Source organism: Streptococcus sp. NPS 308, assembly GCF_002355895.1.
Classification (GTDB): domain Bacteria; phylum Bacillota; class Bacilli; order Lactobacillales; family Streptococcaceae; genus Streptococcus.
In genome coordinates, this window is record NZ_AP017652.1 from 604,876 (window position 1) to 625,478 (window position 20,603).

Annotated in this window: 13 protein-coding genes and 1 pseudogene; 13 read left to right on the forward strand and 1 reads right to left on the reverse strand. The window is 40.2% G+C overall.

The window, feature by feature from the left end:
- The first annotated feature begins 33 nt into the window (after positions 1–33).
- From SNAG_RS03275 to SNAG_RS03320, 10 genes are all read left to right on the forward strand, one after another.
- Positions 34–585 carry a GNAT family N-acetyltransferase gene (locus tag SNAG_RS03275; RefSeq protein ID WP_096406502.1) on the forward strand — a complete coding sequence of 184 codons (552 nt, stop codon included), beginning with the start codon at positions 34–36 and terminating at the stop codon, positions 583–585.
- A 163-nt stretch (positions 586–748) separates the two neighbouring features.
- A complete protein-coding gene (gene ccdA2 / locus SNAG_RS03280) occupies positions 749–1,459 on the forward strand; it encodes a thiol-disulfide oxidoreductase-associated membrane protein CcdA2 (RefSeq protein WP_096406505.1) in 711 nt (236 codons plus the stop codon).
- 13 nt (positions 1,460–1,472) lie between these two features.
- Complete coding sequence (locus tag SNAG_RS03285; RefSeq protein ID WP_096406507.1) at positions 1,473–2,036, forward strand: redoxin family protein; 564 nt, start codon at positions 1,473–1,475, stop codon at positions 2,034–2,036.
- A gap of 9 nt (positions 2,037–2,045) precedes the next feature.
- A complete protein-coding gene (msrB, locus tag SNAG_RS03290; RefSeq protein ID WP_096406510.1) occupies positions 2,046–3,158 on the forward strand; it encodes a peptide-methionine (R)-S-oxide reductase MsrB in 1,113 nt (370 codons plus the stop codon).
- A 70-nt stretch (positions 3,159–3,228) separates the two neighbouring features.
- Complete coding sequence (locus SNAG_RS03295) at positions 3,229–3,966, forward strand: response regulator transcription factor (RefSeq protein ID WP_096406513.1); 738 nt, start codon at positions 3,229–3,231, stop codon at positions 3,964–3,966.
- Positions 3,963–5,654: a cache domain-containing sensor histidine kinase gene (locus SNAG_RS03300; RefSeq protein WP_096406515.1), complete on the forward strand. Its 1,692-nt coding sequence runs from the start codon at positions 3,963–3,965 to the stop codon at positions 5,652–5,654. The genes SNAG_RS03295 and SNAG_RS03300 overlap by 4 nt, the downstream gene beginning before the upstream one ends.
- Positions 5,655–5,768: 114 nt before the next feature.
- The gene (locus SNAG_RS03305) at positions 5,769–6,332 is read left to right on the forward strand and encodes a TIGR01440 family protein (RefSeq protein WP_000659498.1); all 564 of its coding nucleotides are present in this window, start codon (positions 5,769–5,771) and stop codon (positions 6,330–6,332) included.
- Between the two features lie 2 nt (positions 6,333–6,334).
- Entirely contained in the window at positions 6,335–12,181 is a 5,847-nt protein-coding gene (locus SNAG_RS03310) for a ZmpA/ZmpB/ZmpC family metallo-endopeptidase (protein WP_172842382.1), read from the forward strand.
- A 66-nt stretch (positions 12,182–12,247) separates the two neighbouring features.
- On the forward strand, positions 12,248–13,969 hold the full coding sequence (gene pabB / locus SNAG_RS03315; RefSeq protein ID WP_096406520.1) for an aminodeoxychorismate synthase component I: 1,722 nt from the start codon (positions 12,248–12,250) through the stop codon (positions 13,967–13,969).
- 90 nt (positions 13,970–14,059) lie between these two features.
- On the forward strand, positions 14,060–15,451 hold the full coding sequence (locus tag SNAG_RS03320; RefSeq protein WP_096406523.1) for an Ltp family lipoprotein: 1,392 nt from the start codon (positions 14,060–14,062) through the stop codon (positions 15,449–15,451).
- A gap of 199 nt (positions 15,452–15,650) precedes the next feature.
- Here SNAG_RS03320 and SNAG_RS09810 read toward each other — a convergent pair.
- Positions 15,651–16,033 (reverse strand): annotated as a pseudogene (locus SNAG_RS09810) (IS30 family transposase); the annotation flags it as partial.
- A 157-nt stretch (positions 16,034–16,190) separates the two neighbouring features.
- On the opposite strand from SNAG_RS09810, the gene SNAG_RS03330 reads away from it, so the two are divergent.
- The 3 genes from SNAG_RS03330 to SNAG_RS03340 all read left to right on the forward strand — a co-directional run bounded on the left by SNAG_RS03330 (position 16,191) and on the right by SNAG_RS03340 (position 20,573).
- Positions 16,191–18,551 (forward strand): Ltp family lipoprotein, encoded by a 2,361-nt coding sequence (locus tag SNAG_RS03330; protein WP_096406525.1) that lies wholly within the window; start codon positions 16,191–16,193, stop codon positions 18,549–18,551.
- A gap of 125 nt (positions 18,552–18,676) precedes the next feature.
- A complete protein-coding gene (locus tag SNAG_RS03335; RefSeq protein ID WP_096406528.1) occupies positions 18,677–19,636 on the forward strand; it encodes an ROK family glucokinase in 960 nt (319 codons plus the stop codon).
- Positions 19,637–19,733: 97 nt separating this feature from the next.
- The gene (locus SNAG_RS03340; protein WP_096406530.1) at positions 19,734–20,573 is read left to right on the forward strand and encodes a thymidylate synthase; all 840 of its coding nucleotides are present in this window, start codon (positions 19,734–19,736) and stop codon (positions 20,571–20,573) included.
- The last annotated feature ends 30 nt before the right edge of the window (positions 20,574–20,603 follow it).

The following is a 20,603-nucleotide window of genomic DNA, read 5'->3' on the forward strand; positions in this document are numbered from 1 at the left end:
CTGAGCCTAGAAATAAGAAAGCGAGGTAACATTATGAAAGCAATCGGTACGCAAATGTTACAGACAGAGCGTTTAATCTTGAGAAGATTTGTGGAGAGTGATGCGGAAGCCATGTTTCAAAATTGGGCTTCGTCTGCTGAGAATCTGACCTATGTCACCTGGGATCCTCATCCTGATGTTGAGGTGACTCGGAATTCGATTCGCAATTGGGTTGCTTCTTATGTCAATCCCAACTATTACAAATGGGCCATTTGTCTCAAAGAAAATCCTGAGCAAGTGATAGGAGATATCAGCATCGTTGAGATGAATGAGAAAGATTCAAGTTGTGAAATTGGCTATGTTTTAGGAAAAGATTATTGGGGCCGAGGTATGATGACAGAAGCCTTGAAAGCTGTCTTAGACTTTTGTTTTACTCAAGCAGGCTTTCAAAAAGTCAGAGCTCGTTACGCCAGTCTCAACCCAGCTTCAGGCCGTGTGATGGAAAAAGCGGGAATGTCTTATCTAAAAACCATTGCCAATGGTGTGGAGAGAAAAGACTATGTTGCGGATCTTATTTATTACCAGATAAGCAGGGAAGATAGGTGATTTTCTTTTCTGTTTCTATCAAAGTCAGACCTTGTCTGGCTTTTTTTGTGCCAGATTTCTGAATAAACTGATTAAATTCCTATTTTTTCCTATCATTGTCCCTGTTTTTTCTGGGGTTTTGGAGCTATAATAGTCCTATCAAATCAAAGAATGGAGGAAGGCAATGGACAATGTAATCTTTTTTATCAGTGTTTTTTTTGCTGGAATTCTTTCCTTCTTTTCTCCTTGTATTTTACCCTTGTTACCGGTCTATGCAGGGGTCTTGTTGGATGATAAGAATGATGCTCAGGCTTCTAGTGGAAAATTTTCAATCTCACTTGTTAGTTTATTGCGAACATTGGCCTTTATAGCAGGGATTTCTTTTATCTTTATCTTACTGGGTTATGGAGCTGGTTTTTTAGGCAATTTTCTTTATGCTTCTTGGTTTCAGTATGTGACGGGTGCGGTTATCATTCTCTTAGGCTTGCACCAGATGGAAGTCTTACATTTGCAGGGGCTTTACAAGGAAAAAAGGCTACAATTAAAGAGACAGGGGCAAAAGGGTAACGGCTATAGTCAGGCATTTTTACTGGGGTTGACCTTTAGTTTTGCTTGGACTCCATGTGTAGGGCCAGTTCTGGGGTCTGTTTTGGCCTTAGCGGCTTCAGGTGGCTCAGGTGCTTGGCAGGGAGCTGGTCTCATGTTGGTTTACACGCTGGGATTGGCGCTACCATTTTTGGTTCTAGCTCTTGCTTCCAGTTATGTTTTAAAACATTTCCGAAAACTCCATCCTTATCTCGGAACCCTCAAAAAAGTGGGTGGTTTCCTCATTATCGTGATGGGAATCTTGGTGCTTTTGGGAAATGCTTCCATTTTGACTACATTATTTGAATAGGGAGGAAAAAGAAATGAAAAAATGGCAAACATGTCTCCTTGGAGTAGGCTCCATCTGTTGCTTGGCAGCTTGTTCGGCTAAAAATATGTCAGACGAAGCTACTATGAAGGAGCAAAACAAAACAGAACAAGTCGGTGCGCAAACTGCGACTAAAGGTCAGGCGGTTGCTGATTTTGAACTAACAGGAGTAGATGGTAAGACCTATCGTTTATCTGACTACAAAGGCAAGAAAGTCTATCTTAAATTCTGGGCTTCTTGGTGTTCTATCTGTTTAGCCAGTCTTCCAGATACGGATGAAATTGCTAAGGATGCTGGTGATGACTATGTGGTCTTGACAGTGGTGTCTCCTGGTCACAAGGGAGAACAAGCGGAAGCAGACTTTAAGAACTGGTACAAGGGATTAGATTATAAAAATTTACCGGTTTTAATTGATCCGTCAGGCAAACTTTTGGAAAGTTATGGTGTTCGTTCTTACCCTACTCAAGCCTTTATAGACAAGGAAGGCAAGCTGGTCAAAACGCAACCAGGTTTTATGGATAAGGATATGATTTTAAAAACATTAAAGGAAATGGGGTAGAGAAAGGCTATGAATGATAAAGTAAAACTTTTTGTCTTGGCAGGGGTCATTCTCCTAGTCCTAACCGGTTTCTATTTTCTATTGATGCGAAATGCAGGGCAGACAGATAGCTCGCAAATTGAGAAAGCATCAGTTAGCCAAGGAGGAAAAACAGTGAAAAAAACAGAAGTGAGTAAAGACGCAGACTTGCACGAAATTTATCTAGCTGGGGGATGTTTCTGGGGAGTGGAGGAATACTTCTCACGCGTGCCCGGAGTGACAGATGCCGTTTCAGGCTATGCAAATGGTAGAGGGGAAACAACCAAGTACGAATTGATTAACCAAACAGGACATGCGGAAACCGTCCATGTCACCTATGATGCTAATCAAATTTCCCTCAAGGAAATCTTGCTTCATTACTTCCGCATTATCAATCCAACCAGCAAAAATAAACAAGGAAATGATGTGGGGACCCAGTACCGTACTGGTGTCTATTACACAGATGACAAGGATTTGGAAGTAATCAACCAAGTCTTTGATGAGGTGGCTAAGAAATACGATCAACCTTTGGCAGTTGAAAAGGAAAACTTGAAGAATTTTGTAGTGGCTGAGGATTACCACCAAGACTACCTCAAGAAAAATCCAAATGGCTACTGTCATATCAATGTCAATCAAGCTGCCTATCCCGTCATCGATGCCAGCAAATATCCCAAACCAAGCGATGAAGAATTGAAAAAGACCTTGTCACCTGAGGAGTATGCAGTTACCCAGAAAAATCAAACAGAACGAGCTTTTTCAAATCGCTACTGGGATAAATTTGAATCTGGTATCTATGTGGATGTGGCAACTGGCGAACCCCTCTTTTCATCAAAGGATAAGTTTGAGTCTGGTTGCGGATGGCCTAGTTTCACTCAACCCATCAGTCCAGATGTTGCCACCTACAAGGAAGATAAGTCTTACAATATGACGCGTATGGAAGTGAGAAGCCGAGTTGGAGATTCTCACCTTGGCCATGTCTTTACGGATGGACCACAGGATAAGGGGGGCTTGCGCTACTGTATCAATAGTCTTTCTATCCGCTTTATTCCCAAAGACCAAATGGCAGAAAAAGGCTATGCTTATTTACTAGATTATGTTGATTAAGAAGTCTTTCCTAAGCACTTAGAGAAGAATTTTGCTATACTGATACTAGTAAGTGACAAAGGAGCCGAGCATGACCTACACAATCTTAATCGTAGAAGATGAGTATCTAGTAAGACAAGGCTTGACCAAACTGGTCAATGTAGCAGCCTACGATATGGAAATCATCGGTCAGGCTGAAAATGGAAGACAGGCTTGGGAATTGATTCAACAACAAGTGCCGGATATCATTTTAACCGATATCAACATGCCTCAGCTAAATGGCATCCAGTTGGCCAGTCTGGTACGAGAAACCTATCCACAAGTGCATTTGGTCTTTTTGACTGGTTACGATGATTTTGATTATGCCTTGTCTGCCGTCAAACTAGGTGTCGATGACTATCTGCTCAAGCCCTTTTCTCGTCAGGATATTGAGGAAATGTTGGGGAAAATCAAGCAAAAACTAGATAAGGAAGAGAAGGAAGAGCAGTTACAAGATTTACTGACCGATAAGTTTGAAGGAAACATAGCCCAGAAGATCCAGTCTCATCTAGCTGACAGCCAATTTAGTTTAAAGTCTTTGGCCAGTGAATTGGGCTTTAGTTCGACTTATCTGAGCTCCTTGATTAAGAAAGAGTTGGGTCTGCCTTTTCAGGATTATTTGGTGCGAGAGCGTGTCAAACAAGCCAAGCTCTTGCTATTGACAACGGATTTAAAGATTTATGAGATAGCCGAAAAGGTTGGTTTTGAAGATATGAACTACTTTACCCAACGCTTTAAACAGATTGCAGGTGTGACCCCTCGTCAGTTTAAGAAGGGGGAAGGTCGATGAAGCGTTCTTCTCTCCTAGTCAGAATGGTTATTTCCATCTTTCTGGTCTTTCTCATTCTCCTAGCTGTGGTTGGGACTTTCTACTATCAATCTAGTTCTTCAGCCATTGAGGCTACCATTGAAGGCAATAGTCAAACGACCATCAGCCAAACTAGCCACTTTATTCAGTCTTATATCAAAAAATTAGAAACCACCTCTACCAGTTTGACCCAGCAGGAGGATTTGTTAGCCTATGCTGAGAATCCTAATCAAGACCAAGTCAAGGGAATCCGAGATCTGTTTTTGACGATCTTAAAGGCAGACCAAGACTTGAAAACGGTGGTGTTGGTAACCAAGTCTGGTCAGGTCATTTCCACTGATGACAGTGTGCAGATGAAAACTTCCTCAGATATGATGGCTGAGGATTGGTATCAAAAGGCTATTCATCAGGGAGCTAAGCCAGTTTTAACCCCAGCTCGTAAATCGGATAGCCAGTGGGTCATTTCTGTCACTCAGGAACTTGTTGATGCAAAGGGAGCCAATCTTGGGGTGCTTCGTTTGGATATTTCCTACGAAACTCTGGAAGCCTATCTCAACCAACTCCAGTTGGGCCAGCAGGGTTTTGCCTTTATCATCAATGAAAAGCATGAATTTGTATACCATCCTAAACGTACTGTCTATAGCTCAGCGAGTGAAATGGAAGCCATGAAACCCTATATTGAGACAGGGCAGGGCTATACTCCAGATCACCAATCCTACGTCAGTCAGGAAAAGATAGCAGGAACTGATTGGACGGTTATAGGCGTGTCTTCACTGGAGAAGTTAGATCAGGTTCGGAGTCAACTCATGTGGACCTTGCTTGCTGCTAGTGTTACATCTCTTCTTGCCTGTCTCTGCTTGGTGTGGTTCAGTCTCAAACGCTGGATTGCTCCTTTGAAGGATTTGAGAGAAACCATGCTGAAAATTGCTTCTGGTGGTCAGAATCTGCGTGCCAAGGAAACTGGTGCCCATGAACTGAGAGAAGTGACTCGACAGTTCAATGCTATGTTGGATCAGATTGATCAGTTGATGGCAGCTATTCGCAGGCAGGAAGAAACGACCCGTCAGTATGAACTTCAAGCCTTGTCAAGTCAGATCAATCCGCATTTTCTCTATAATACTTTGGACACTATCATCTGGATGGCTGAATTTCAGGATAGTCAGCGAGTGGTTCAGGTGACCAAGTCCTTGGCAACCTATTTCCGCTTGGCGCTCAATCAAGGAAAGGACTTGATTTTCCTGTCTGATGAAATCAATCATGTTCGCCAGTACCTCTTTATCCAGAAACAACGTTATGGGGAAAAGCTGGAGTATGAAATTGCTGAAGATCCTGACTTTGATAATTTAGTCTTGCCTAAACTGGTGCTACAACCCCTTGTAGAAAATGCCCTTTATCACGGCATCAAGGAGAAAGATGGACAGGGACATATTAAAGTTTCCGTCCAGAAAAAGGATTCAGGACTAATCATCCGCATTGAGGATGATGGTGTTGGTTTCCAAGCTACTAGCGATAGTAGTCAAAGTCAGCTCAAACGTGGGGGAGTTGGTCTTCAAAATGTTGACCAACGGCTCAAACTTCATTTTGGAGAAGATTACCAAATGAAGATTGATTCTATTCCCTCAAAAGGTACGACAGTTGAAATATACATAAATGGAATAGAAACTAGCTAACTCCCAGTCAATTCTGGGAGTTTTATGCGTAATTGGGCAAGCTTTCTAGGTTGTCTATCTTGCTAAAACGTAGAAAAAACGATATGATAGATAATGACAAAAGAGGTATCAAGTATGAAGGAAAAAGACATTCAAAGAGCAACAAGCCAGATTGTAGAAGATGTAATAGACAAGGCTAATTTGAAGCAAGGAGCTATCTTTGTTTTGGGCCTTTCTTCTAGTGAGGTGATAGGTGGTCAGATTGGCAAGGAATCCAGCCAAGAAATTGGCGAAATCATTGTGAAGACCATCCTAGATATTCTAGAGGAAAAAGGAATTCATCTAGCTGTTCAAGGTTGTGAACATGTCAATCGGGCCCTCGTCGTTGAACGTCAGGTGGCAGAGCAGTTTGGTCTGGAAATGGTCAGCGTCCTTCCTAGTCTCCATGCAGGAGGTTCAGGCCAGTTGGCAGCCTTCAAGTTTATGCAAGATCCAGTTGAAGTTGAATTTATCAAGGCTCATGCTGGATTGGATATCGGAGACACTGCAATTGGCATGCATGTCAAGCATGTTCAGGTTCCGATTCGCCCTGTACTGCGTGAAATTGGGTATGCCCATGTAACGGCTCTAGCTAGCCGTCCAAAACTCATTGGTGGTGCGCGTGCGCAGTATCCAGAAGATTCTATCAGAAAGTCATGAGAATGAAAAAAACAAAACAACAACTAGAAAAAATTACCAAATATTCCATTCGTAAGCTAACTGTTGGGGTAGGTCCTGTAGCCATTGGTGCCTTCCTTTTTGGTGCCAGTACCCTTTCAGTAGATAAGGTGCACGCCAATGAAGTCGGTGGTGCTCATAGTGTTCATTACCGTTATTTGGCGGAGCAGGAATTGACCGAGTCTGAAAAAGCCTTGATTCATCATGAGGTTCCTACAGAATTTCAAGATGAAGATATTATTTATGTAGTTTATCGCAAGAAGGAGACTAACAGTCAACAACTTCCATATACAGGAAGTAAGGAGCTTGCTTTGGCAGGTCTTGGATTGGCAACAGCCTCACTAGCGGTTCTATTAGTTTCTAAGAAACACCGTAGTAAAGTACTTGGGATTCTGTTAATCAGCTCTATCTGCATCAGCAATTTTGTACCTTTTACTGCCTTTGCATTTGAAAATAAAGAATTGCTTTCTTATAACCAAACTATTTCTGCATCTACACATGAAGGTTTGGCTAAAGGTGTTATTCATATTGAAGGATATGAGTATGTTGGTTACTTTAAAGAATCAAAATCGACTATCAACACAAGCAGTAAAAAAGGCGAATCTTTAGTTCAAGAACCGCAAGCAGCATATACTGGAAAGGTTGAGGCTAAAGGCACTCAAGAACCTGGTAAAGAGGGCGAGTCTTTAGCTCAAGAACCACAAGAAGCATATACTGGAAAAGTTGAGGCTAAAGGTACTCAAGAACCAGGCAAAGAGGGAGAATCCTTAGTACAAGAACCACAGGCGGAATATACAGGCAAGATTGAAGCTAAAGGTACTCAGGAACCAGGCAAAGAGGGTGAGTCTTTAGTTCAAGAACCACAGGCGGAATATACAGGTGAGCTTGAAGCTAAAGGTACTCAGGAACCAGGCAAAGAGGGTGAGTCTTTAGTTCAAGAACCACAGGCGGAATATACAGGTGAGCTTGAAGCTAAAGGTACTCAGGAGCCAGGAAAAGAGGGCGAGTCTTTAGTTCAAGAACCACAGGCGGAATATACAGGCAAGCTTGAAGCTAAAGGTACTCAGGAGCCAGGTAAAAAGGGCGAGTCTTTAGTTCAAGAACCACAGGCAGAATATACAGGCAAGCTTGAAGCCAAAGGTACTCAGGAAACGGGTAAAGAAGGTGAGTCGGTAGTTCAAGAAAAGTTACCTGAATATAAAGTAGCTGAGGGCGCGGTTACGAAAGAAACCACTACGGAGATTGACTATAAGATAGAAATTATCGAAGATCCAACCAAGTATACGGACGAAGAAACTGTCATCCAAGATGGAGAAAAGGGTAGTCAAATTACCAAAACGACTTATAAGGCTCTCGACGGTATTGAGACTGATCAAGTTTTAAATACAACAACCACTGTCATCAAAGAACCGGTTACTAAAAAAATAAGTCGTGGTACAAAACCAATTGAAGGAACTCTGGTAGAAGAAAGTCTTGAAAAGATTCCATTTAAGGAAGTTGTTAAAGAAGATGACCAACTGAAAAAAGGTGAAAGAGTTACTGTCCAAGAAGGAAAAGACGGACAGAAAAAGGTTATAAAGACTTACAAAACTATCAAAGGTTTAAAAACTGAAGAAGCACCGAAAGTTGTCGAACAGGTTTTGGAGTTGGATCAAGATCGTATCGTCAAATTAGGAACTAAAAACTTTGAAAAACCAGTATTGACCATCACAGCAGTTGAGCCTAAGGATTTGAAGCGTACTTCAGATGTTAAGTATAGTCTAGAAAATCCAAGTAAGGTAGCCATTAAATCTATCACCTTAACTCTGAAAAAAGGTGATGAGATTGTCAAAACTTTGACTATTTCACCAGACAACTTAACAGCTAGCCTGACAGATTTGCAGTACTATAAGGATTATAAACTCGAAACCAAAATGGTTTATGACCGTGGTGAAGGTGATGAAGAAGAAATTCTAAGGGAAGAACCACTAAGAATTGACCTCAAAAAAGTTGAAGTCAAAAATATTAAAGAAACAAGCTTAATAAGTGTTGATACTGATGGTGTTGAAACGGATAGTAGCTTCTTAACTTCTGTTCCAACTGATGTAAAACCATACTATCTAAAAATCGCTACGCATGATAATAAGGTGACCCGTCTTGCTGTGGATAAAATCGAAGAAGTTACTGTCGATGGAAAAACACTATACAAGGTCACTGCTAAAGCTCCTGATCTAGTTCAGCATACTAATGGTAATGAACTCAGTGAAGAATATGTTCATTATTTTGCCAAGCCAAAATCTCACGAAGAGAATGTCTACTACGATTTCAATGAATTGGTAAAAGCTATGCAGGCTAATCGTAAGGGGACGTTTAAGCTTGGTGCAGATTTGAACGCAGCAAATGTTCCAACTCCAAATAAACAATATGTACCAGGTGTATTTAATGGTCATTTAACAAGTGTTGATGGAAAACAGTATACCATTCATAATATCGCTCGACCATTGTTTGAGCGTATTGAAAATGCTTCTGTGAAGAATATCAATCTTGGCAATGTGAATATTAATATGCCTTGGGCAGAAAATATTGCACCCGTTGCAAGAATTGTTAAAAATGCTGTAATCGAAAATGTCAAAGTTACAGGCCATATTATTGCGAAAAATGATATTGCTGGTGTGGTTAATAAATTAGATGGTGAGGGCGCTAAAGTTAATAATGTTGCTTTCATTGGTAAAATTGATGGTGTTGGGGATAAAGGATGGAATCTTGCTGGTATTGTGGGTGAGATTTGGAAAGGCCATGCGAATAAAACATATGTAGAAGCTGATATTACAGCAACTAAGGCTCGGGTTGCTGGTCTTGCGTCTACTGTTGACAATAGTTCGGACCCTAATGGCATCGGTAAATATGGGACTGTACGAAATTCAGTTGCTAAAGGAACAATTAAAGTTAAATCACCTGTAGATGTTGGAGGTTTCATCAGTAAGAACTGGGTATGGGGCAAACTTGAAAATAATGTTTCAATGATGAAAGTTGAGAACGGTGAAGAATTCTATGGTTCCGGTGATATTGATTACGATGGGGGATACTTCACGAATAATGCTCTTGAAAGAAACTTTGTTGTAAAAGATGTTAGTGCGGGTAAACATTCGTTCAAATATTCTCGTTCACATAGAATTAGGGAAATTAGTCTCGAAGAAGCTAATACCAAGATTGATGCAATGGGAATCACTGCTGATAAGTTTGAAATTAAACCTCTAATTGAGGACACTCTTAACAATACGAAATCATTAGATAAGACCTATAAAGATACTCAAGACTACAGAATTGACCGGGAACTTGCTTATCGCAATATCGAAAAATTACAACCTTTCTATAATAAGGAGTGGATTGTCAATCAGGCCAATAAATTGGAAGCTAGTTCAAACTTGGTTACGAAAGAAGTTCTTTCTGTTACAGGTATGAAAGATGGGCAATTTGTAACTGACTTGTCAGATGTTGATCATATTATGATTCATTATGCTGATGGTACTAAGGAAGAAAAAGTTGTCACACGTAAAGCTGATTCTCAAGTCCAACAAGTTCGTGAATATAGTATTGAAGGATTAGGTGATGTTGTCTATACACCAAACATGGTTGTTAAAGATAGAACACAATTAATCAACGATATTAAAGCAAAATTAGCAGGTGTTGAATTGATTTCACCTGAAGTGCGTGCGTTAATGGACAAGCGGAACAAACCGCAAGAAAACACGGATGAACGAAAAAATGGTTACATTCGCGATTTATTCTTAGAAGAAAGTTTTGATGAAGTAAAACAAAATCTTGGAAACTTGGTGAAACAAATTGTTGAAAATGAAGATCATCAACTAAATGATGATGAAGCAGCTCAACGTGCTTTCATTAAGAAAGTTAAAGACAATAAGGCCAACATTATGATGGGGCTTGCTTATTTGAACCAATACTATGGCATTAAATATGATGAATTGTCGATCAAAGATATTATGATGTTTAAACCAGATTTTTATGGTAAGAACGTGAATGTCTTAGATCGCTTGATCACTATCGGCTCAAAAGAGAACAATCTTAAGGGCGACCAATCCCAAGATGCGTATAGTCGAGTGATTGCAGGTGCTACAGGTAAAGGAAGCCTTCATGAGTTTCTAACATATAACATGAAATTGTTTACAAATGAAACCGATATGAATGTTTGGTTTAAAAAGGCAATTGAAAAGAATGCTTATGTGGTAGAACAGCCATCACTGAACCCCGATTTTGCTCATAAGAAGTATCGTCTGTATGAAGGGATTAATAATGGCGTGCATGGTCGGATGATTTTGCCTCTATTAAACTTGAAGAACTCGCATCTCTTCATGATTTCGACCTATAATACCATTTCTTTTAGTGCTTTTGAAAAATATGGTAAAAATACTGAGGAGGCTCGTGAAGCCTTCAAGAGTGAAATCAATAAGAGAGCAAAAGAGCAGGTGAACTACTTAGACTTTTGGTCAAAATTAGCTGCTGATAATGTACGTAATAAGCTCCTCAAGAGTGAAAATAGTGTTCCAACACCTGTTTGGGACAATCATGATGCGCCTGGTATCGGTTGGGCAAACCGATATGGTCACAAGGATGGGAAACCAGATTATGCTCCGATTCGAGAGTTCTTTGGACGGATTCATAAATATCATGGCTATCAGTATGGATATGGTGCTTACGCATATATCTTTGCAGCTCCAAATCAGCAAGATGCTGTCTACTTTGTTATGACAGAGTTGATAAGTGATTTTGGTACATCGGCCTTCACGCATGAAACGACTCATGTTAATGATCGTATGGCTTACTATGGCGGTTGGTATCATCGTGAAGGGACGGACTTAGAGTCCTTTGCGCAAGGTATGCTCCAGTCACCATCGTTGACAAATCCAAATGGTGAATACGGCGCCTTAGGTTTGAACATGGCTTATGAACGTCAGAATGATGGCAATCAAATCTACAATTATGATCCAAATAAGTTAAAGAACCGTGAAGAAATTGATCACTATATGAAGAACTATAACGAGGCTCTGATGATGCTGGACCATCTAGAAGCAGATGCAGTTATTGGAAAACACTTGGACGACAACAGTAAGTGGTTCAAGAAGATGGACCGAGAATGGCGTACGAACGCTGAACGAAACAATCTGAAAGGCGAGCCACATCAATGGGATAAATTACGTGATTTAACGGATAATGAGAAGAAATTGACGATTACGAGCATTGATCAATTGGTTGATCATAACTTCGTTACAAAACATGGTATGCCAGGGAACGGACGTTATCGTTCGGAAGGTTTTGACAGTGCTTACCAAACCGTAAATATGATGTCGGGTATCTTTGGTGGTAATACTAGCAAGAGTACAGTTGGTTCGATTTCATTCAAACATAATGCTTTCCGTATGTGGGGATACTATGGTTATCTTAACGGATTTATTGGTTACGCTTCAAACAAATATAAGGCGGAAGCTAACAATGAAAACAAAGGGTTGTTGGGTGATGACTTCATTATCAAGAAAATCTCTAATGGGCAATTTGATACTCTTGAAGCATGGAAGAAACATTGGTATAAAGAAGTCTATGACAAAGCTCAAAACGGCTTCACTACAATCGAAATCAATGGCAGATCTATCTCTACTTATGCTGAGTTAAAGTCCTTATTTGATGAAGCTGTTCAAAAAGACCTAGATAGCTTGGAAAATCCAAATATAAAGAATCATTATAAAAATACTGAAGATCTTAAATGGAAGGTTTACAAACAGCTCCTTCAAAAATCAGATGGATTCTCTGGAAATTTATTTACCAAAACATCGTTATAAAGTCGAAATGACTAAAAAGGTAGATCAGCTTTGTCTGTATCTGCCTTTTTGTGCTATACTTAAGATATGCATAGAAAAACAGTGATTGATTTTAGGGCTTTGGGGGAGAGATACACCTTTACCCAGCCGATTAAAGAGTTAAAAACGAGAGATTTAGCAGAAGTGGCGGACTTGCTAGCACAAGTGGAAAGCTACCAAGAGCAAGGCTATTATGTCGTGGGCTATGTCAGCTATGAGGCTGCACCTGCTTTTGAGGAAAAGCTAGCAGTTCACAAGCTTCCTCTACTGGGCGAATATTTGCTTTACTTTACCGTTCACGATAGGGTGGAAACATCCCCTATTCCACTGACTTATGAGGAAGTAGATCTGCCTTCAAAGTGGCAGGAAGTAACGTCTGAAGCAGACTATGAAAAGGCTATTGGGCAGATTCACCATCATTTGCGTCAGGGGGACACCTATCAGGTCAACTACACCGTCCAACTCAAGCAAGACCTAAGTGCCAATCCTTTTGCCATCTACAATCGCATGGTGGTAGAACAGGAGGCGGGTTACAATGCCTATGTTGAACATGATGAGATGGCAGTGATTTCCATGAGTCCAGAACTCTTTTTTGAGCAAAATGACCGAGAATTAACGACTCGTCCAATGAAGGGAACAACCCAGCGGGGAGTGACTGACCAAGAAGACCTTGCCCAAGCTAGTTGGCTAGAACAGGATCCTAAAAATCGCTCTGAAAATATGATGATTGTAGACCTTTTGCGCAATGATATGAACCGTATTTCTGAAGTTGGATGTGAGCATGTAGAACGTCTGTGTCAAGTGGAGCAGTATTCAACCGTTTGGCAAATGACTTCGACCATCAAGAGTCAGTTACGACCGGATGTGGACTTGGTTGCCATTTTTCGCTCCCTCTTTCCATGTGGATCCATCACAGGAGCACCGAAAATTGCGACTATGGAAATCATCAAGGACTTGGAGCCACAACCCAGAGGAGTCTACTGTGGAACGATTGGTCTCTTACTTCCAAATGGGCGACGAATTTTCAATGTCGCCATTCGGACTATCCAACTGCATCAAGGGAAAGCCATCTATGGAGTTGGCGGAGGGATTACATGGGATAGTACTTGGGAATCTGAATACCGAGAAGTTCATCAAAAGGCGGCTGTTCTCTATCGTAAACAAGCTCGTTTCAAATTGATTACTACAGGAAGAGTCAGCCAGAAGAGCCTGCTATTTGAAGATCAACATCTGGAAAGACTGACAAAGGCGAGTCGTTATTTTGCTTATCCTTTTGATCTAGAAGAACTGAGACAAAAGATAGAGGAAGAGTGTCAAGCTTGTGATTCCCACCAAGACTACCGTTTACGAATTAGTCTCAGCAAATCTGGAGAGATAGAACTCAGTCGCCAAATCTTAGCCCCCCTCAGTCCAAGTTTCTGCAAAGCCAAACTTTGTCTGCAAGAAGCAGATTTGAATCAATCATTTACCTACTTCAAAACCACTCACAGACCGCACCTGAGCTTAGGGGAACAGGAAATCATTTACCATAATGTGGCAGGAGAGCTATTAGAAACCTCTATCGGGAATCTAGTTCTGAAAATTGCTGGAAAACTTTACACACCGCCTACCAGTCTAGGAATTTTACCAGGAACTTATCGTCAGCATTTGCTGGAAAGAGGACAGGTAGAGGAAAAAGTTTTGACTTTGGCAGACTTGAACCAAGCGGAGACTATCTATGGCTGTAATGCAGTCAGAGGCTTGTATGAGTTGGAATTAATAGTATTGTGAGTTTTATAGATTAATAGTTTTTAGTATATATTAATACATATTTGTGTTATAATGTAACCGTAAACAATAAAAATTTAAAGGAGATTTTTGATGAAAAAATCAAAAAAAATTTTAGTAACTAGCTTAGCAACTGCAACACTGGGACTTATTTCATTTGCGGATACAACTGGAGACTTTCCTTTTTCGGCTCAGCATGTTTCTGCTCAAGAAAAGGACGCATCTAAAAATGGTAAGGTTGTAAAAGAGAATACAACTTCGGCGCCAAATCAAGCTGAGAAACCGAAAACACCAGCGCCGAAATCAGCACCGAAACCAGAGCCAAAACCCGCGCCGAAACCAGAGCCAAAGCCAGCACCAAAACCAGCGCCAAAACCAGCTGAGAAACCGAAAACGCCAGCTCAAAAACCTGCTGAGAAACCTAAAAATATAAGTCCTAAAGAGGATAAGTCCAAATCTACAGCTCAGTCTGGTTGGGTAGGCTCATCGTACTATGAAAATGGTGCTAAAGTTACTAATAAGTGGATTTTTGATAAAAAAGCTAATTCTTATTTCTATCTAAATTCTTCGGGAAACTATGTCCAAAATGCTTGGGTAGACAATTACTATCTTAAATCAGATGGTAAAATGGCCAAGAATGAATGGATTTATGATAAAAACTATGGGTCATACTATTATCTAACAGCAGAAGGTAGCTACGCTCGCAACACATGGGTAGGTAATTACTATCTCAAATCAAATGGTAAGATGGCTAAAGGTGAGTGGGTTTATGATAAGAACTATGGTTCGTACTACTACCTAACAGCAGAAGGTAGCTATGCTCGTGACGCTTGGTCAGGCAACTACTATTTGAAATCAAATGGTAAGATGGCTAAAGGTGAGTGGATTTATGATAAGAACAATGGTTCATACTACTACCTAACAGCAGAAGGTAGCTATGCTCGCAATGCTTGGTCAGGCAACTACTATTTGAAGTCAAATGGTAAGATGGCTAAGAGTGAGTGGGTTTATGATAAGAACTATGGTTCGTACTACTACTTGACTTCAGAGGGAAGTTACGCTCGTAGTACTTGGGTAGGAAATTACTATCTTAAATCAAACGGTAAGATGGCTAAAAGTGAATGGGTAGATGGTGGTCGTTACTATGTAGGAGCTAATGGATTATGGGAAACCAAATCATCAACCAATAGTGAATATTCTGCTGCTTTAGAAAAGGCAAAGAGTTATAACTCGCTATTCCATATGTCAAAAAAACGTATGTATAGACAATTAACTTCTCAATTTGATAAATTTTCAAATGATGCAGCTCAATATGCTATTGATCATCTAAAAGCTGATTATAAGTATAATGCATTGTTTAATGCTAAGAACTATAGAAAATTATTTAATATGTCTAAATCTGGTCTTTTCAATCAATTGACTTCTTATATAGATGGCTTTACAGAAGAAGAAGCTAATTATGCCATTCAACATCTTGACGACTAATTATTTAGAATAACTATTTTAACACTGATTGACAAGTCAAGTGCAACAAAGTTGTTCCTCTAATTAAGAGAGTATCTTTAAAGCTGTTTGAGTGAACTCAAACAGCTTTTTTTGCGGACTATAGCCAAGTTCAAAATAGAAGGTTCTCCTATTGTCTTTCCACTTAGAACAGAATGGATTTTCCAATTTCAAAAAGGGGTTGGAGTTTATAGGTGTGAACAAAGGCATCTATGCTATGTCCCGTTGGTTTCTCTCCCATTACTTCTGTAAATTCTTTCAGAAAGTTGTCCGATAAACGATCTAGTTTCAAATAATAGCTGGCTTCTCTAGCATAATGATAACGGTTATAGGTAGCATCTGCATAACGGTGTAGGTAATAGATCTTCTGCCCATTGACTTATTTCACTTGTGTTATGGAACCACGATTCATTTTACGAGTAATAGTAGAGCAGTTTCCCCCAGTCTACGAGAAAACTCAGCAGATTTGAGTCCTACGTTTAAATAAGATTCAATTTCTAGTCGCTCAGCTTCAGATAAGTGCTTGTATGAGAATAATGAGTGGACATGTTCATCTTCCTTTATATTGTTTTTCGCAACTCTAGTATATCAGATGAACATGTCTTTTGTGTTGCACTTCATTTTAAAATAGGGCTTTCATAAATAGTTATTATTTGAGTGTAAAAAAATTAAGTATATGGTATACTATAGGTATAAATCATTAAAAACAATGGAGATTTTTATGAAAAAATCAAAAAAAATTTTAGTAACCAGCTTAGCAACTGCAACACTGGGACTTATTTCATTTGCAGATACAACTGGAGACTTTCCTTTTTCGGCTCAGCATGTTTCTGCTCAAGAAAAGGATGCGTCTAAAAATGGTAAGGTTGTAAAAGAGAATACAACTTCGGCGCCAAATCAAGCTGAGAAACCGAAAACACCAGCTCAAAACCCTGCTGAGAAACCAAAAACACCAGCACCGAAACCAGAGCCAAAACCAGCGCCGAAACCAGCACCAAAACCAGCACCAAAACCAGCTGAGAAACCGAAAACACCAGCTCAAAAACCTGCTGAGAAACCTAAAAATACAAGTCCTAAAGAGGATAAGTCCAAATCTACAGCTCAGTCTGGTTGGGTAGGCTCATCGTACTATGAAAATGGTACTAAAGTTACTAATAAGTGGATTTTTGATAAAAAAGCTAATTCTTATTTCTATCTAAATGCTTCGGGAAACTATGTCCAAAATGCTTGGGAAGGCAATTACTATCTTAAATCAGATGGCAAGATGGCCAAGAATGAATGGATTTATGATAAAAACTATGGGTCATACTATTATCTAACAGGAGAAGGCAGCTACGCTCGCAACACATGGGTAGGTAATTACTATCTCAAATCAAATGGGAAGAGAGCTAAAAATGAATGGATTTATGACAAAAACTATGGGTCATACTATTATTTAACAGGAGAAGGCAACTACGCTCGCAACACATGGGTAGGCAATTACTATCTAAAATCAGATGGTAAGATGGCTAAAGCTGAGTGGATTTATGACAAAAACTATGGATCCTATTATTATCTAACCGCAGAAGGTAGCTACGCTCGCAACAAATGGGTAGGTAATTACTATCTAAAATCAGATGGTAAGATGGCCAAAAATGAATGGGTAGATGGTGGTCGTTATTATGTAGGAGACGATGGTGTGTGGCAACCAAAACCAGCGCCAAAGCCAGCACCAAAACCAGCTGAGAAACCGAAAACGCCAGCACCAAAACCAGCTGAGAAACCGAAAACGCCAGCACCAAAACCAGCTGAGAAACCGAAAACGCCAGCACCAAAACCAGCTGAGAAACCGAAAACGCCAGCACCAAAACCAGCTGAGAAACCAAAAACACCAGCACAAAAACCTACTGAAAAAGCTAAAGAAACAACTCCTAAACAGGATAAATCACAATCTAAAGTTCAGTCTGGCTGGGTAGGAAATTACTACCTCAAATCAGATGGAAAGAGAGCTAAAAATGAATGGGTAGATGGTGGTCGTTATTATGTTGATTCTGATGGAAAAAAGGTTAAAAGTGACTGGATTTATGATAAAAACTATGGTTCATATTATTATCTAACAGCAGAAGGCAGCTACGCTCGCAACAAATGGGTAGGAAATTATTATCTCAAATCAGATGGAAAGGTGGCCAAGAATGAATGGGTAGATGGTGGCCGTTACTATGTTAATTCTGAAGGCAAAATGGTAAGGGGTAAATGGGTAGATGGTGGCCGTTACTATGTAGGAAACGATGGTGTGCGACAACCAAAACCAGCAGCCGGGAATCCATACTCAGCAGCTTTAAAGACAGCACAAGATTATAATAGGATTCATTTGTCAAAAAAAAGAATTTATGAGATGTTAATTTATGAAGGTTTTAATAGTGACACTGCACAATATGCTATCAATCATTTGCAAGCAGACTATAAGGCGAATGCCTTAGCTCAAGCAAGAGAATACCGAAAGAATGCCAATTTATCAAAGACAGAAATTTATGAGAGGCTAACTTCTCCTTATTTTAGAAAATTTACAAAAGAAGAAGCAGACTATGCCATTCAAAAACTAGATTTAACACCAGAAGGAAGCATTGCCCGCAATAAATGGGTAGGGGACTATTATTATAAATCAGATGGAAAGTTGGCCAAGAATGAATGGGTAGATGGTGGCCGTTACTATGTTAATTCTGAAGGCAAAATGGTAAGGGGTAAATGGGTAGATGGTGGTCGTTACTATGTAGGAAACGATGGTGTGCGACAACCAAAACCAGCAGCCGGGAATCCATACTCAGCAGCTTTAAAGACAGCACAAGATTATAATAGGATTCATTTGTCAAAAAAAAGAATTTATGAGATGTTAATTTATGAAGGTTTTAATAGTGACACTGCACAATATGCTATCAATCATTTGCAAGCAGACTATAAGGCGAATGCCTTAGCTCAAGCAAGAGAATACCGAAAGAATGCCAATTTATCAAAGACAGAAATTTATGAGAGGCTAACTTCTCCTTATTTTAGAAAATTTACTAAAGAAGAAGCAAACTATGCCATTCAACATTTAGGTGACTAATTTTTACAAATAGTGAAGCAAATGAGATGTTTTAATTTTGGCTTGTAGCCTGCAAACCTTTGCACAAATCTAACGATTTTGTTATACTATATCTGTAAGCATTTTCAATTAAAAAGGAGAATATGATGAGTCAAAAGATTATTGGGATTGACCTTGGTGGAACATCTATCAAGTTTGCAATTTTAACTCAAGAGGGAGAAATCCAAGAAAAATGGTCTATCAAGACTAATATTTTGGATGAAGGAAGCCATATTGTAGATGATATGATTGAGTCTATTCAACATCGTTTGGACTTGCTTGGATTGTCAGCTACGGATTTCCGAGGTATTGGAATGGGATCACCTGGTGTGGTTGACCGTGAAAAAGGGACTGTTATCGGTGCCTACAACCTCAACTGGAAAACCCTTCAACCAATTAAAGAAAAGATTGAAAAAGCCTTGGGGATTCCATTCTTCATTGACAATGATGCCAACGTAGCTGCTCTTGGTGAGCGCTGGATGGGGGCTGGTGAAAACCAACCAGACGTTGTCTTTATGACACTTGGTACAGGTGTTGGTGGCGGTATCGTGGCAGAAGGCAAATTGCTCCACGGTGTTGCTGGTGCAGCAGGAGAGCTTGGCCACATCACTGTTGACTTTGACCAACCAATCTCATGTACCTGTGGTAAAAAAGGCTGTCTTGAGACAGTTGCTTCTGCAACAGGGATTGTCAACTTGACTCGTCGATATGCAGATGAATACGAAGGCGATGCGGCCTTGAAACGCTTGATAGACGACGGTGAAGAAGTAACAGCCAAAACTGTTTTTGACTTGGCTAAAGAAGGGGACGACCTTGCTTTGATCGTTTACCGTAACTTCTCACGTTACTTGGGAATCGCGTGTGCCAACATCGGCTCCATCCTCAACCCTTCAACAATCGTTATCGGTGGTGGGGTGTCAGCTGCGGGAGAATTCCTTCTACAAGGTGTTCAAAAAGTCTACGACGAAAATACTTTCCCACAAGTACGCACAACAACTAAACTAGCTCTTGCAACTCTAGGAAATGACGCTGGAGTTATTGGAGCAGCATCACTTGTATTGCAGTAAAATAAAAAAGGAGAAAATTGCTTTCTAGAAGCGAGTGATTTTCCTCCTTTCTTTTTTTATGCTATACTAGTTAAGACTATAAATGAGGTGAGAGTAAATGACAAAAGCTGATACGATTTTTAAAGAGAATATTGAACGAATCCTCAAAGACGGCGTCTTTTCCGAGCAGGCACGTCCCAAGTACAAGGATGGGACTGTTGCCAACTCCAAGTACGTAACGGGTGCCTTTGCCGAGTATGATTTGTCTAAGGGCGAATTTCCCATCACAACCTTGCGTCCCATTGCGATCAAATCTGCCATCAAGGAAGTGCTCTGGATTTACCAAGACCAGTCTAATAGCTTAGAGGTGCTAAATGACAAGTACAATGTTCACTACTGGAATGACTGGGAAGTGGGGGATACAGGAACCATCGGTGAGCGCTATGGGGCAGTTGTTAAGAAACACGACATCATCAATAAAATTCTCAAACAGTTGGAAGCCAACCCTTGGAATCGTCGCAATATCATCTCGCTCTGGGATTATCAAGCTTTTGAGGAGACAGATGGTCTTCTTCCATGCGCTTTTCAGACCATGTTTGATGTCCGTCGTGTTGATGGGGAAATCTATCTAGATGCGACCTTGACCCAGCGTTCAAATGATATGCTGGTGGCCCACCACATCAATGCTATGCAGTATGTGGCTCTTCAGATGATGATTGCCAAGCATTTTGGATGGAAGGTTGGGAAGTTTTTCTATTTTATCAACAACCTCCATATCTATGATAATCAGTTTGAACAAGCAGAGGAATTGCTCCGTCGTGAACCGTCAAACTGCCAACCACGCTTGGTTTTAAATGTTCCTGATGGGACCAATTTCTTTGATATCAAAGCCGAGGACTTTGAGTTGGTTGACTATGATCCGGTCAAGCCACAGCTGAAGTTTGATTTGGCTATTTAAGAAAATAAAAAGAAGTTGAGATTTCTCAAC

Bases quoted from the DNA above. Each gene is read 5' to 3' on its own strand.
- SNAG_RS03310 (WP_172842382.1), top strand. From the start codon at position 6,335: ATGAAAAAAACAAAACAACAACTAGAAAAAATTACCAAATATTCCATT.
- SNAG_RS03300 (WP_096406515.1), top strand. From the start codon at position 3,963: ATGAAGCGTTCTTCTCTCCTAGTCAGAATGGTTATTTCCATCTTTCTG.
- pabB (WP_096406520.1), top strand. From the start codon at position 12,248: ATGCATAGAAAAACAGTGATTGATTTTAGGGCTTTGGGGGAGAGATAC.
- SNAG_RS03335 (WP_096406528.1), top strand. From the start codon at position 18,677: ATGAGTCAAAAGATTATTGGGATTGACCTTGGTGGAACATCTATCAAG.
- SNAG_RS03285 (WP_096406507.1), top strand. From the start codon at position 1,473: ATGAAAAAATGGCAAACATGTCTCCTTGGAGTAGGCTCCATCTGTTGC.
- SNAG_RS03320 (WP_096406523.1), top strand. From the start codon at position 14,060: ATGAAAAAATCAAAAAAAATTTTAGTAACTAGCTTAGCAACTGCAACA.
- SNAG_RS03305 (WP_000659498.1), top strand. From the start codon at position 5,769: ATGAAGGAAAAAGACATTCAAAGAGCAACAAGCCAGATTGTAGAAGAT.
- SNAG_RS03340 (WP_096406530.1), top strand. From the start codon at position 19,734: ATGACAAAAGCTGATACGATTTTTAAAGAGAATATTGAACGAATCCTC.
- SNAG_RS03275 (WP_096406502.1), top strand. From the start codon at position 34: ATGAAAGCAATCGGTACGCAAATGTTACAGACAGAGCGTTTAATCTTG.
- ccdA2 (WP_096406505.1), top strand. From the start codon at position 749: ATGGACAATGTAATCTTTTTTATCAGTGTTTTTTTTGCTGGAATTCTT.
- SNAG_RS03330 (WP_096406525.1), top strand. From the start codon at position 16,191: ATGAAAAAATCAAAAAAAATTTTAGTAACCAGCTTAGCAACTGCAACA.
- msrB (WP_096406510.1), top strand. From the start codon at position 2,046: ATGAATGATAAAGTAAAACTTTTTGTCTTGGCAGGGGTCATTCTCCTA.
- SNAG_RS03295 (WP_096406513.1), top strand. From the start codon at position 3,229: ATGACCTACACAATCTTAATCGTAGAAGATGAGTATCTAGTAAGACAA.